Origin of the sequence: Photobacterium sp. CCB-ST2H9 (assembly GCF_023151555.2) — a bacterium.
Classification (GTDB): Bacteria; Pseudomonadota; Gammaproteobacteria; order Enterobacterales; family Vibrionaceae; genus Photobacterium.
In genome coordinates this window covers 449058-462561 of record NZ_CP100425.1, presented here as the reverse complement: position 1 = coordinate 462561, position 13504 = coordinate 449058, and the positions used below count along the sequence as shown (strand labels likewise).

11 protein-coding genes are annotated in these 13504 nt (G+C 53.1%); 6 read left to right on the top strand and 5 right to left on the bottom strand.

The window, feature by feature from the left end; genetic code table 11:
- Positions 1-8 precede the first annotated feature (8 nt).
- From aceE to ampD, 3 genes are all read right to left on the bottom strand, one after another.
- Positions 9-2672: a pyruvate dehydrogenase (acetyl-transferring), homodimeric type gene (gene aceE, locus L4174_RS02130; protein WP_248143941.1), complete on the bottom strand. Its 2664-nt coding sequence runs from the start codon at positions 2670-2672 to the stop codon at positions 9-11.
- A gap of 104 nt (positions 2673-2776) precedes the next feature.
- The gene (gene pdhR / locus L4174_RS02125) at positions 2777-3550 is read right to left on the bottom strand and encodes a pyruvate dehydrogenase complex transcriptional repressor PdhR (RefSeq protein WP_248143940.1); all 774 of its coding nucleotides are present in this window, start codon (positions 3548-3550) and stop codon (positions 2777-2779) included.
- A 323-nt stretch (positions 3551-3873) separates the two neighbouring features.
- The gene (ampD, locus tag L4174_RS02120; RefSeq protein WP_248143939.1) at positions 3874-4428 is read right to left on the bottom strand and encodes a 1,6-anhydro-N-acetylmuramyl-L-alanine amidase AmpD; all 555 of its coding nucleotides are present in this window, start codon (positions 4426-4428) and stop codon (positions 3874-3876) included.
- Between the two features lie 151 nt (positions 4429-4579).
- Here ampD and nadC point away from each other — a divergent pair, with 151 nt between their 5' ends.
- Positions 4580-5476: a carboxylating nicotinate-nucleotide diphosphorylase gene (gene nadC, locus L4174_RS02115; RefSeq protein WP_248143938.1), complete on the top strand. Its 897-nt coding sequence runs from the start codon at positions 4580-4582 to the stop codon at positions 5474-5476.
- A 106-nt stretch (positions 5477-5582) separates the two neighbouring features.
- On the opposite strand, the gene glpQ is transcribed toward nadC, so the two are convergent.
- Positions 5583-6641, bottom strand: coding sequence for a glycerophosphodiester phosphodiesterase (gene glpQ / locus L4174_RS02110; RefSeq protein ID WP_248143937.1), 1059 nt, complete (start codon positions 6639-6641; stop codon positions 5583-5585).
- 94 nt (positions 6642-6735) lie between these two features.
- The gene (glpT, locus tag L4174_RS02105) at positions 6736-8097 is read right to left on the bottom strand and encodes a glycerol-3-phosphate transporter (RefSeq protein WP_248143936.1); all 1362 of its coding nucleotides are present in this window, start codon (positions 8095-8097) and stop codon (positions 6736-6738) included.
- 426 nt (positions 8098-8523) lie between these two features.
- Here glpT and L4174_RS24075 point away from each other — a divergent pair, with 426 nt between their 5' ends.
- The 5 genes from L4174_RS24075 (at position 8524) to coaE (ending at position 13488) form a co-directional block, all read left to right on the top strand.
- Positions 8524-9015: a prepilin-type N-terminal cleavage/methylation domain-containing protein gene (locus tag L4174_RS24075; RefSeq protein WP_305885152.1), complete on the top strand. Its 492-nt coding sequence runs from the start codon at positions 8524-8526 to the stop codon at positions 9013-9015.
- Positions 9016-9017: 2 nt separating this feature from the next.
- Complete coding sequence (locus L4174_RS02095; protein ID WP_248143935.1) at positions 9018-10700, top strand: GspE/PulE family protein; 1683 nt, start codon at positions 9018-9020, stop codon at positions 10698-10700.
- Positions 10697-11920, top strand: coding sequence for a type II secretion system F family protein (locus L4174_RS02090; RefSeq protein ID WP_248143934.1), 1224 nt, complete (start codon positions 10697-10699; stop codon positions 11918-11920). Before L4174_RS02095 ends, L4174_RS02090 begins: the two co-directional genes overlap by 4 nt.
- Positions 11921-11992: 72 nt before the next feature.
- A complete protein-coding gene (locus tag L4174_RS02085) occupies positions 11993-12880 on the top strand; it encodes an A24 family peptidase (RefSeq protein ID WP_248143933.1) in 888 nt (295 codons plus the stop codon).
- Positions 12877-13488, top strand: coding sequence for a dephospho-CoA kinase (coaE, locus tag L4174_RS02080; RefSeq protein WP_248143932.1), 612 nt, complete (start codon positions 12877-12879; stop codon positions 13486-13488). Before L4174_RS02085 ends, coaE begins: the two co-directional genes overlap by 4 nt.
- Positions 13489-13504: the final 16 nt, after the last annotated feature.

Sequence of the window (13504 nt, the reverse complement as noted above, 5' to 3'; positions counted from 1 at the left end):
ATTGCCTCTTACGCGAATAGCGGGTTGATCTTGTCAGCGTCGATGTCGAATTTCTTGATTGCTTCAGCAACTGCAGATTTCTCAACATCACCACGCTTCGCCAGCTCGGTCAGAGCCGCAACAACCACGTAACCAGCGTTCACTTCGAAGTGACGGCGCAGGTTTTCACGACTGTCAGAACGGCCAAAGCCATCAGTACCCAGAACCTTGTAAGATTCAGCTGGGATGAAAGCACGAACCTGATCCGCGTAGTTCTTCATGTAGTCAGTTGCTGCAATCGCAGGCTCAGTACCCATCACTTCAGCGATGTAAGATACTTTCTGCTCAGCTTCTGGGTGCAGCATGTTGTAACGCTCTGCGTCCTGACCGTCACGGGCCAGTTCGTTAAATGAGGTTACAGAGTAGACGTCAGATGCGATGCCGTAATCGTCGCTCAGGATTTGAGCCGCTTTACGCACTTCGTTCATGATGGTGCCGGAGCTCATCAGCTGAACTTTTGATTTATCGCCCGCGTAAGATTCCAGCTTGTAGATTCCCTTACGGATACCTTCTTCAGCACCTTCCGGCATTGCTGGCATCGCATAGTTTTCGTTCATCAGCGTCAGGTAGTAGAACACGTTCTCCTGCTCGCCGTACATGCGACGGATACCGTCTTGCATGATGACTGCAACTTCGTATGCGAAAGTCGGATCGTAAGAAATACAGTTCGGGATGGTGTTTGCCATGATGTGGCTGTGACCATCTTCGTGCTGCAGACCTTCACCGTTCAGCGTTGTACGACCCGCAGTTGCACCCAGCAGGAAGCCGCGTGCCTGTTGGTCACCCGCCATCCACGCCATGTCGCCAACACGCTGGAAGCCGAACATTGAGTAGTAGATGTAGAACGGAATCATTGGCAGGTCGTTGGTGCTGTAAGACGTCGCAGCAGCAACCCACGAAGACATCGCACCCAGCTCGTTAATCCCTTCCTGCAGAACCTGACCCGCAGTGTCTTCTTTGTAGTAAGACACGATGTCACGGTCTTGCGGCGTATAGTTCTGGCCGTGCGGGTTGTAGATACCGATTTGACGGAACAGACCTTCCATACCGAAAGTACGTGCTTCGTCAGCAATGATAGGAACGATGTTCTTACCAATGTTCTTATTCTTCAGCAGCACGTTCAGCGCACGTACGAAGCCCATCGTGGTTGAGATATCACGCTTCTGCTCTTCCAGCAGTGGTTTGAACTCTTCCAGCTCAGGAGATACGAATTCGCCAGTGAAGTTTGGCAGACGCTTCGGCGTGTAGCCGTGCAGCGCCTGACGACGGGCGTGCAGGTATTCGAATTCTTTCGAACCTTCTTCCAGTTTCAGGTAAGGCAGGCCCTTCACGGCTTCGTCAGAAACCAGGTCTTGCAGACCCAGGCGGTCACGCAGGTGCAGAACATGTGTCATGTCCATTTTCTTCACCTGGTGCGCAATGTTCTTACCTTCGGCAGCTTCACCCATACCATAACCTTTGACGGTCTTGGCCAGGATCACAGTTGGCTTGCCTTTGGTGTCTTGTGCGTTCTTGAACGCAGCGTACAGTTTAGAAGACTCGTGACCACCACGCTTCAGTGCAAACACTTCGTCGTCAGTCATGTCAGCAACCAGGGCTGCAGTCTCTGGGTATTTACCGAAGAAATGCTCACGAACGTAGGCACCATCTTTCGCTTTGAAAGTCTGGTAGTCACCGTCGATGGTTTCGTTCATCAGCTGCAGCAGTTTACCCGAGGTATCTTTTGCCAGCAGAGAATCCCAGTTGTTACCCCAGATCACTTTCACAACGTTCCAGCCAGCACCCTTGAACAGGCCTTCCAGTTCCTGGATGATCTTGCCGTTACCCATAACCGGGCCGTCCAGACGCTGCAGGTTACAGTTGATCAGGAAGCACAGGTTGTCCAGTTTCTCACGCGCAGCGAAAGAAATGGCACCACGTGATTCCGGCTCATCCATCTCACCGTCGCCCAGGAAGGCGTAAACGCGCTGAGCAGAGGTATCTTTCAGACCACGGCCGTTCAGATACTTCAGGAAACGTGCCTGATAGATAGAAGCGATTGGACCCAGACCCATAGATACAGTCGGGAACTGCCAGAATTCAGGCATCAGTTTCGGGTGCGGATAAGAAGACAGACCTTTGCCGTCCACTTCCTGACGGAAGTTGTCCAGCTGGTCTTCAGTCAGACGACCTTCAACGAATGCACGGGAGTAGATACCCGGAGAGATGTGACCTTGATAGTAAACCAGGTCGCCACCATCGGTCTCGTTCGATGCGCGGAAGAAGTGGTTAAAGCACACTTCGTAGAAAGCAGCAGAAGACTGGAAAGAAGCCATGTGGCCACCCAGCTCCAGATCTTTCTTAGAAGCACGCAGTACGATCATCACGGCGTTCCAACGGATAATTGCACGAATACGGCGTTCCAGTGTGGTATCACCCGGATAAGCCGGCTCTTGCGCCGAAGGAATGGTATTGATGTAGTTGGTGGTGATGCCAGTCGGCATGTCGACACCATCCAGACGAGCTTTTTCCAGCACTTGCTCCAGCAGGTACTGTGCGCGCTCTACACCTTCTTCACGAACGACGGACTCCAGGGCTGCTAGCCACTCTTGGGTCTCCAGTGCGTCCACGTCATTCTTCATGACTTCAGACATGCGATCTATCCTTTCGTTGATATTCTACAAAACTAGGGTCTTGGGTTTGCCCCTAACAATGTCGCGACTGTTTGATACCGACCTCGGCTTATATGAGGGAGGTATTAATCCAGCCCGTCCTTGCGTTGTTGAATCCTGCGAAGAGAGCGTTCACGTCTGCTGTCTTCCAGAGTTAAATCCAACAATGTTTCCTCGATATAAGCCAAATGTGCATGCGATGCTTCTCGCGCCATTTCCGGCTGACCGGAAACGATCGCATGCACAATGTCGGCTCGGTGCTTGCTCACCTTCTCCACCACCTCAGGGCGACGGTTCAGGAGTTCAAAGTTTTGGTATACGTTTTGCTCCAGCAATGGGGCGAGACTGCGGATAATATGCAGCAAAACCAGATTGTGTGCGGATTCGGTCACCGCAATCAGGTACTGCATCACAGCGGCAGCTTCAGACTTCAGATCCCCTTGTTGCTGGGCTTCCTGTATCCGGCTGTGACAGTCACGGATACGGTCAAAATCATCTTCATTTCCGCGCAGGGCAGCATAGTAAGCGGCCAGCCCTTCCAGGGCATGGCGTGATTCCAGTAAATCGAGTTGTGTTTCAGGGTGGGCTGCCAGCAAGTCCAGCAGCGGGTCAGAAAAGCTTTGCCATAACTGATCAGAGACAAAGGTACCGCCGCCCTGACGACGGATCAGCAGATGTTTGACTTCTAAGCGTTGAATCGCTTCGCGGACTGACGGACGTGAAACGTCAAACTGCCGCGCTAACTCACGTTCAGGCGGCAGTTGGTGTCCGGGGGACCAGATCCCCTCCAGAATCAGTCGCTCAAGTTCTTGCTCAATGACGTCTGAGAGCTTCGCTTGGCGGATACGCTTATAAGTCATTTATATCGTTCTGCTTCTTGTAATTTTTTATCTTACAACTCGACCCTGCGACCGGTTAATTGGTCATACCAATTTAACTATATACAGAAATTTTACAGAAATAATTGAGGATGTCTACCGACAACTTGATTCAGGTCATGGCCGAAATGGAAGCAAATATTCCCTTTCAGCAGACGGAAAGCCAAAAATTATGGCAACTTTAGACTAGTTTTCCGTGTGTTGCGAACAAGATTCACGGAAAAGGTTAATGGTCAGACCAATTATTTAACATTTTTGTCACAATGGGAAATATGTCACTTTTTGTAAAATACCCCCAAAATTTTTTAAACTTTCAGCGCAGTTTTATACCGTCTCCAGTCGAAGGCCAGGCCCGGATCAGTTTTCCGGCCGGGTGCGATAAACTCATGACCGGTAATACGAGAACGGGTAATCGCCGGATACATCTGCATTAAAGTCTGCGTCAGTGCCTTCAGGGCGTCATATTGCTCCGGGGTGTAAGGAAGCGTGTCCGTTCCTTCCAGTTCAATCCCGATCGAGAAATCATTACACTTCTCCCGGCCGCCAAACTCAGACATGCCGGCATGCCAGGCTCTGGCATTGAAAGGCACAAACTGCACCACTTCCCCATCACGGCGGATCAAACAATGGGCTGAAACCCGCAGCTGATGAATTTCCGCAAAATACGGATGCCCGGCCGGATCCAGGGTACCGGTAAACAACTGCTCGATATACGGCCCGCCAAACTGGCCCGGCGGCAGGCTGATGTTGTGGATCACCAGTAACGAGATATCCTGCTCATCTTCCCGTATATCGCAATGCGAAGAAGGCACCTGCCGCACCTGCTCCAGCCAGTGGTCTTGATTGATGGTAAATGCCATAAGGTTACCTGTGATGTCTCTGTAATTCAGATGCCAAGCATAAAACCTGTTCCCCCTCCCACTCAACCCGAGAATGCCTTCCCCTTGCCAACATCTCACAGTATGATCGGGCTCATTTCGATCTCTGCTTCAGCCATTACGGAAAACGACGATGAGCCCTACGGAACAAAAACACGATTCTGAGTCACGCCTGGCCTACCTGCGTCAGCAACTGCCTGAAGATATTCGACGCAATGTCGCCGATGCCCTGTGTGAAGATCTCGGCGGCGACATTGATGCCGGCCGCGATATCACAGCCAGCCTGATCCCGGCAGACAGCCAGGGAGAAGCCACCATTATTACCCGGGAACACGGGGTATTTTGTGGCCGCCTGTGGGCCGATGAAGTGTTTCGTCAGTTGGGTGATGAAGTCAGTATCGACTGGCAGGTCAGCGACGGTGATCCGGTTGAACCCAATCAGGTACTTTGCACTCTTCGTGGCCCGTCCCGGATTCTCCTGACCGGAGAACGGAACGCCATGAACTTCATTCAGACCCTGTCCGGCTGTGCAACTCAGGTCGCGCATTATGCCGCCCTGCTCGACGGCACCGGAACCCGGCTGCTGGATACCCGGAAAACCATTCCCGGCCTGCGCAATGCGCTGAAATATGCCGTGGCCTGCGGCGGCGGTTTTAATCACCGTATCGGTGTATTCGATGCTTATCTGATCAAGGAAAACCACATCATTGCCTGCGGTGGCATTCAACAGGCCGTAGAAACAGCCAAGCAGCTGAACCCGGGCAAACCGGTTGAAGTGGAAACCGAAAGTCTGGATGAACTCAAGCAAGCCATTGAGGCCGGTGCCGACATCGTGATGCTGGACAATTTCACCACCGACATGATGCGTGAAGCCGTAGCACTGAATCAGGGCCGTGTCGCGCTCGAAGTGTCCGGCAATGTGACCGATGAAACCCTGCGTACTTTTGCTGAAACCGGTGTCGACTATATCTCTGTTGGCGCCCTGACCAAGCATGTCCGGGCAATGGATCTGTCGATGCGTTTCAAGTAAGCATTTCAACTCAGTATTACTTGCTCATTGATACGCAGAAAACAAAAAACAATAAAAGGGAGCGCCATGCGCTCCCTTTTTGAATCGGTCTTACTTATCGTTGTGATTAACCGCGATGCAGGAAAGACACCGCTTTGTCCGGGAAGTCGGTAAACACACCGTCCACTTTCACTTTGTTGTAGAACACGTCCAGCATGTCATCAAAGCTGTCAGCGTAAGGCGCAATGCGGCCTTCGTCTGCACGGAAAGTATACGGGTGAACTACCAGACCGGCAGATTTCGCATCTTTCATTAGCGGCAGGATGATCAGGTTGTCTTTGGTTGACTTGTCATCCACCAGCATTGGCTTCCATGGACCGATGCCGTCAGCATACTGAGCCACTTTTTTCATGCCGCCTTTTTCATACATCCAGTCGTAGTTGTATGGTGTAGCTTTATCGCCTTTGTACACCATGGTTTCATTCCAGTCGGTGTAGGCCATCAGCTGAACCAGGTTCAGATCCATCTTCATCGCTGGCATCAGCTCATCATTGATACGCTTCAGCTCGATTGGGTCAAAACATTGAACGAAAGCTTTGTCATCTTTGCTGTCGTAACCATATTCTTTCAGTACTTTCAGGACGGCTTTCGAAATATCCTTCCCTTCATGACGGTGGAACCAAGGCGCTTTGATTTCCGGATAAATACCGATGTTGTAACCCAGCGATTTGTTCAGCCCCTGGATCAGCTCGATTTCTTCTTGCAGCGTCGGGACAGTGAAAGACGATTTCCACAGTGGGAAACGCTGTGGGAAACCCGCTACTTTCTTGCCATCTTTATCGATATTGAAACCTTCGGTCAGCTTCAGACCTTTAATTTCAGCCAGCGTGAAGTCAATCGCGTAATAACGACCGTCAGCACGGGCACGATCCGGATATTGCTCCGCAACATCAGTCACACGATCCAGAAAATGATCGTGCAGGACCACCAGCTGGTCATCTTTTGTCATGACCACATCCTGCTCGATGTAGTCAGGCTTCATGGCATAAGCCATCGCTTTCGCTTCCAGCGTATGTTCCGGCAGGTAACCTGAAGCACCGCGGTGTGCAATCACCAGTGGATCTGCAAAAGCTGCAGAAGAAAGTGTCAGGGCAGCCATTGATAAGCCAATTACGTTTAGTTTCATATTTTTATCCATATTTTGTTTGTCAGACGCCACAAAACAACAGGCCGTCACATGTATGAAACGGCCTGTATATATTGAAAATTAAAGCAAAACCTTAAGCAACTGCTTGTTCACGGGCTTTTTGCTCATGATGTGCGCGTTCGCCCACAAAGGCATACAACAGGAAGACGATTGATGCGACACAAGAGCCGACCAGAACGATGAAGCCGCCATCCCAGCCAAAGTGATCCACGGTATAACCCAGGATGGCATTCGCTGCCACAGCGCCACCCAGGTAGCCGAACAGACCTGTCAGACCTGCCGCTGTCCCCGCAGCTTTCTTCGGTGCCAGTTCCAGCGCATACAGACCGATCAGCATCACCGGACCGTAGATCAGGAAGCCGATGGCGATCAGCGCCAGCATATCCACTGTCGGATTACCTGCCGGGTTAAACCAGTAAACCAGCACAGCCACCAGAACCAGCGCCATGAAGAGGATACCAGCCGGTGCACGACGGCCTTTGAACAGTTTGTCAGAGATCCAGCCACACAGCAGGGTACCCGGGATCCCGGCCCACTCGTACAGGAAATAAGCCCAGGACGATTTATCCACAGTAAATTCTTTGGCTTCTTTCAGGTAAACCGGTGCCCAGTCCAGTACACCGTAGCGGATCAGGTAAACAAAGGCATTCGCAATTGCAATGGACCACAGCAGCTTGTTCGAGAACACATACTTGAAGAAGATTTCCTTCGCGGTCATCTCGGTTTCATGCGACTTGTCGTAATCATCCGGATAATCATTCTTGTATTCTTCAATCGGCGGCAATCCGCAGGACTGAGGTGTATCGCGGACAGTCATCCAGATGAAGACAGCAACCAGCGCGGCAAAAAAAGCAGGCACATAAAAGGCTGCGCGCCAGTCGTCCTGGAAAGCCCACAGACCCAGCAGGAACAGCGGACCAATCAGACCCCCACCGACGTTATGAGCCACATTCCAGACTGAGACGATTTCTCCCCGTTCTTTCCGGGACCACCAGTGCACCATCGTCCGGCCACAGGCAGGCCAGCCCATGCCCTGGAACCAGCCGTTCAGGAACAACAGGATAAACATGGCCGTAATACTGCCCGTTGCCCACGGCATGAAACCAAAACAGAACATGACCAGAGCCGACATCAGCAGACCGGCACTCAGGAAATAACGCGGATCTGAGCGGTCAGATACACTGCCCATCAGGAACTTGGACAGACCATAAGAGATTGACACTGCGGCCAGGGCAACACCCAGATCACCGCGGCTGAACCCCTGCTCGATCAGGTAAGGCATCGCCAGACTGAAGTTCTTACGAACCAGGTAATAACCGGCGTATCCGAAAAAGATACCGATGAAGAGCTGCCACCGGAGGCGGGTATAGGTGCTATCAAGCTTATCGGCCGGAAGCCGAGGCTGATGCGCTTTAGGTTGAAATATTCCAAACATTCAGAGGTAACCTCATTATTATCATTATTGCGATGGTATTTTTTGAGCGAGTGAGCGTATTAACTGAGATGACGAAAGTAAATATTTTCGTTTTTGCTCACCCCCTATCTGTGATCTGAGTTTGATATTCAAGAACACACATAAAAAGTAATGTTTTTCAAAGGCTTTACTTTTGATTTTGAGAGGTATGCACACAGTTACTTATCTTTCACCCCATCTCAATACGACGAAAAATGCCGGTTTTCTTTACTTTCTATCCCCCGATTCATCCCTTTATGCTGTCGAGACATCTCCAGCACTCATATGTAATAGCCCAGGCTTTCACCCGCTCGTTTGAAGAGGACCGGAAAATTCTTCGGTCATGCTTTTCAGGGCATCCCCGCTCCCTATGCTGACTGCGATTTTTTCAGTGAAAGGCAGACTGCAATGACCCGATCCCGAGGATTTACCTTAATTGAGCTCATGATTGTCGTGGCAATCATCAGCATACTGAGCGCTTTTGCCATGCCGGCTTATCAGGGCTACACCCAGCGAGCGCATGCAACCGAAATGCTCCACGCAGCCACCGCCATGAAAACAGCCGTCAGCCTGTGCCTGATGACGCGTCAGGTCTCCGGTGCATCCCGCACCATTGATTGCCAGAGCGGTCGCAACGGCGTACCGGATTCCCAACGCTTCGATAAGGGGAATGGTGACAGTTTTGAAATCCGTTCCACCGTCACGGCAACCCACACTGGCAACAACCTGAGCGTTCGCACGGGCACCGGGGTGATCAGCAGTATTCCGGATGGTCACAGCAAAGGCAGCCTGCCCGCCAATGCAGAAATCCGGCTGCTGCCGGACAATAGTGAACACGGTCTAGTCTGGAAAACGGAATGTGCCGGTGACGATCACTCAAGCTTCTGTCCGGGGAGCTGAAAATGACCCGCTCCCTCCTCTCTGCGCTGCATCAGGCCAGCCTGATCTCCCAAACCGAAATCGACAAGGTTCAGCACGAAGTCCGGCAACACCATATCGGGTATCCCGAAGCACTCATCCGGACTGGCATTTTTACCGACAAAGATCTGGCCCGGCACCTGGCTCACCTGTTTTCATTGTCTGTAGCAGATGTCCACCAGTTTGACTATCAGAGCTTGTGCCAGCAGCTGGCTATCCGGCCGCTGATCGAAAGACACCGGATTCTGCCGCTGGCCATCGACAACAATATTTTAACTCTGGGGATTGCAGATCCCACGGAAACCAGCAGCCTGGATGAGTGCCGGTTCGCAACCGGACTGACCATTCAGCCCGTGCTGCTGCCCCGGCAACAATTGGAGAATGCGATCCGTCGCGTGTATGGTCAACAGGTTGCCAGTACTCTCAACATGACTCCCGTCAGTGAACAGGATCTGATGCAGCTGACCGAGTCACCGGTACGATCCGATGCCACTCCGGAAGACGATGACGCGCCGCTCAGCCGTTATTTGAACCAGCTTCTGCTGGATGCAATCCGGCGACAGGCTTCCGACATTCACATCGAACCTTTCGAGCAATCCTGCCGGATCCGCTTTCGGTGTGATGGATTGCTGCTAATCTATGCCAACCAGCCAACGGATTTAGCCGTCCGGCTGACTGCCCGGCTGAAAATTCTTGCCCGGCTCAATATCGCCGAGCGCCGTCTGCCACAGGATGGCCGTTTCAGGCTGGCACTGAACCAGAACATGACCGTCGATATGCGAGTGTCCACGCTCCCGGCACAATGGGGAGAAAAAATCGTTCTGAGACTGCTCGATAACAACCACATTCCACTCTCCCTTGAACATCTGGGTTACCCGGATTCCCAGCGGGAAGCCTTCGAAAAGGCCCTGCGAAAGCCGCAAGGACTGATTCTGGTCACCGGCCCCACTGGCAGCGGGAAAACACTGTCGCTCTATGCCGGACTGAGCTGGCTGAACCAGGAACACCGGAATATCTGTACTGCGGAAGATCCGGTAGAGATCCAGTTGCCGGGGATCAATCAGCTCCAGATCAACCCGGTCATCGGGCTCGATTTTTCATCCGCCTTACGTACTTTTCTCCGCCAGGATCCGGATGTCATCATGATCGGCGAGATCCGTGATCAGGAAACCGCAGCCATGGCCGTCAGAGCTGCACAAACCGGACATCTGGTACTTTCGACGCTGCATACCAATTCTGCTGCCGAGACCCTGACCCGGCTGGGGCATCTTGGCATCGCGCCTTATGAACTCGGCGCATCACTGAGCCTGATTATTTCCCAGCGTCTGGTGCGCTGTCTGTGCCCCCATTGCCGGCAAGCTGTTTCCCTGCCGGATTCATTGCAAAACCATCCTGAGCTCCCGATTACCCTGTACGAAGCCAGCCCGCAAGGCTGCGAATACTGCAATCAGGGCTATCTTGGCCGGACCGGCCTGTTCGAGCTCTGTATGTCAAATTCATCCGCACCAACGGCAGACAATACCCTCACCATGACCCAGACCCCGGTCGATGGCCTGTCTCTGGAAACCGCCGGTATCCGGCTGCTGCGTCAGGGGATCACCAGCCTGAGTGAGTTACGGCGCGTCCTCGCATCTGATCCGCTCACCCAATTAATGAGCACGGCATGATGAAGCTGTCAGTACAGCTGCGTTATTTCTTCTGGCGCGGACGACATCAGAACGGTCAGCGTACTCAGGGACTGGCCGCCGCCTATGATCCCGAAGAGATCGTTCAGCGGCTGAAAGCTGAAAAGATAACCCTGCTGGCAATGCGACGTCGAAGGCCGGGCTGGTTAACCCGCCGTCGCCATGACCTCCGGCAACAGGATCTGACACAGCTCCTGCGCCAACTGAGTATTCTGCTCCACGCATCGCTGCCGCTTTCCAGCGCACTGACTCTGCTGGCTCGTGAACAGTCACGGATGGCACCTGCCGCACTCCTCCGCCGCTTAGGGACGCAGGTGGCGTCAGGGCGCCCGCTGTCTGATGCGCTGGCTGACTCTCTGCCCTTTCCGGACACGACGCTCTGCAGTCTGCTCACAGCCGGAGAGCAGGCTGGACAACTGCCTCAGATGCTGGCTCAGATCGCGACTTACCGGGAGCAGTCCCAGGCATTACAACGCAACCTGAAACAGGCTCTGGTCTACCCGGCGGCGGTATGTCTGGTGGCTGCAGCTGTCACCACACTGATGCTTGCCTGGGTGATCCCTCAATTCGCCAGCCTGTTTGCCAGTATGGGCAATCAGCTTCCCTGGCTGACCCGGACCGTTCTGACTCTCTCCGACCGCTTCAGAGATATCGGGCTGCCTGCCGCCACAGCTCTTGTATTCCTGATAGGGTGTAGCCGGCTTTTATATCAGCGGAGCCCCCTATGGCAGGCCCGCATTCACCGGTACGGCCTCCGCTGTCCGTTACTCGGCCCGCTCTGGCAGCTGGCCGCACAAGCCAGATTCACCCGCACACTGGGAATTACCTTTCAGGCAGGTCTGCCCCTGCTGAGCGGGTTAAAACTTGCCTCCGCTACCTGCGGAAACCGGGCTTTAGAACAAGCCTATCGTCAGGCTTCCCGTCAGGTCTCTGCCGGTCAACCACTCCATCAGGCCCTCCGACAGCAGGCCTGCGTTTCTGATCGTCTGGTTCACATGGTCATGGTCGGAGAAGAAACCGGTCAGCTCGATACACTGCTGCTCCGGCTGGCGGATCAGGATGACAGTGCGCTGTCCCACCAGCTCAAAACACTCACCACCCTGACAGAGCCATTACTCATTTTGTTGATTGGTGCACTGGTCGGGACATTACTGCTGGCCATGTACTTACCTGTCTTCGATTTAATGAAAGTGGTGGGATAACTCGCTACCGGCAATATATTCAGGCTAAAATAGCCTTTTGTTGCGATAACTTGACGGAAATTGAGTCTTCTCATGGCACTGCTGATCGACTATCCCTGGCTTTATCCTCTTGCTGCCGCCCTTCTGGGCCTGATCATCGGCAGTTTTCTGAATGTGGTCATTCACCGCTTGCCGATCATGATGGAAAGACAGTGGCGTGCAGACTGTGCAGCCTGCTTTCCTGAATACGGTCCTGTCGAGACGCAGCCAGCCTTCAATCTCAGCGTACCGGCGTCACACTGTCCGCATTGCCAGCACCGCATCCGGGCATGGGAAAATATCCCTGTCATCAGTTGGTTAGTGCTACACGGCCGGTGCAGTCACTGCAAACAGAAAATCAGCGCCCGCTACCCTGCGATTGAGTTCTTATCTTCTCTGGCAGCGCTGACGGTTGCACTGGTCCTGCCTCCATCAGTCTGGAGTCTGGCCGTGATCGCTGCCAGTTTTGTGCTGATTGCTCTGACGTTTATCGACATCGACAAAATGCTGCTGCCGGATCAGCTCACTCTTCCCCTGCTCTGGGGGGGACTGCTGCTGGCATTGCTGGGAGTCGGACCGGTCAGTCTGGAATCTGCGGTCATTGGCGCTATGGCCGGTTACCTGTCACTCTGGAGCCTATACTGGCTCTTCAAACTGCTGACCGGCAAAGAAGGCATGGGATACGGCGATTTCAAACTTCTGGCGGCTCTGGGCGCCTGGGCAGGATGGCAGTTACTGCCTTTTATCGTGCTGCTATCTTCCTTGCTTGGCACTGTCTGTGGCATCATTTTATTACGTATGCAACGCAGTGAATCCGAAAATACTGCACAGACACCGTTTTCATTTGGCCCCTACCTCGCACTTGCCGGCTGGGCAGCCTTACTGTGGGGCTCTCCGGTTCTGACGTGGTATGTCGGCACTTATTTAGGATATGCGCTATGACTCTGGTGATCGGCCTGACCGGGGGTATCGGCAGCGGAAAAACAACTGTCGCCAATCTGTTTGCCAACTATGGGATTGATATCATTGATGCTGATGTGATTGCCCGGGCAGTTGTGGCTCCCGGTTCAGAAGGCCTGAAAGCAATCGTAACTCGTTTGGGTGCTGACATCCTGCTGACAGATGGCCAGCTCAACCGCAGTAAACTCAGAGAGGCGATCTTCAATGAGCCAGCCTTAAAAGCCTGGCTGGATAGCCTGCTCCATCCAATGATTCGTCAGCAAATGCAACAGGAGATCAGCCAGGCCAACTCGCCTTATTGCCTGCTGGTTGTACCCTTAATGGTAGAAAACCAGCTCCAGAAGATGACCGATCGGCTCCTGGTTGTTGATGTAAGCGAAGACGTTCAGATCGCCCGTACCACCAGCAGGGATCAAGTCGATGGCATCCAGGTCCGTAAGATTCTGGCCGCACAGGCGACCCGGGAGCAACGTCTCGCTGCCGCAGATGATGTCATCGACAACAATGGCGACAGCCACAAGCTGCACGGCGAAGTGGCCAGGCTGCACCAGCAATACCTGCGCCTGAGCGAAAAACCCGGTCGCAACTGAACCTACACCAGAGATC

Excerpts from the sequence above, each read along its gene's own strand:
- L4174_RS02085 (WP_248143933.1), top strand. The coding sequence starts at position 11,993 with ATGGCACTGCTGATCGACTATCCCTGGCTTTATCCTCTTGCTGCCGCC.
- coaE (WP_248143932.1), top strand. The coding sequence starts at position 12,877 with ATGACTCTGGTGATCGGCCTGACCGGGGGTATCGGCAGCGGAAAAACA.
- nadC (WP_248143938.1), top strand. The coding sequence starts at position 4,580 with ATGAGCCCTACGGAACAAAAACACGATTCTGAGTCACGCCTGGCCTAC.
- pdhR (WP_248143940.1), bottom strand. The coding sequence starts at position 3,550 with ATGACTTATAAGCGTATCCGCCAAGCGAAGCTCTCAGACGTCATTGAG.
- glpT (WP_248143936.1), bottom strand. The coding sequence starts at position 8,097 with ATGTTTGGAATATTTCAACCTAAAGCGCATCAGCCTCGGCTTCCGGCC.
- L4174_RS02095 (WP_248143935.1), top strand. The coding sequence starts at position 9,018 with ATGACCCGCTCCCTCCTCTCTGCGCTGCATCAGGCCAGCCTGATCTCC.
- aceE (WP_248143941.1), bottom strand. The coding sequence starts at position 2,672 with ATGTCTGAAGTCATGAAGAATGACGTGGACGCACTGGAGACCCAAGAG.
- L4174_RS24075 (WP_305885152.1), top strand. The coding sequence starts at position 8,524 with ATGACCCGATCCCGAGGATTTACCTTAATTGAGCTCATGATTGTCGTG.
- L4174_RS02090 (WP_248143934.1), top strand. The coding sequence starts at position 10,697 with ATGATGAAGCTGTCAGTACAGCTGCGTTATTTCTTCTGGCGCGGACGA.
- glpQ (WP_248143937.1), bottom strand. The coding sequence starts at position 6,641 with ATGAAACTAAACGTAATTGGCTTATCAATGGCTGCCCTGACACTTTCT.
- ampD (WP_248143939.1), bottom strand. The coding sequence starts at position 4,428 with ATGGCATTTACCATCAATCAAGACCACTGGCTGGAGCAGGTGCGGCAG.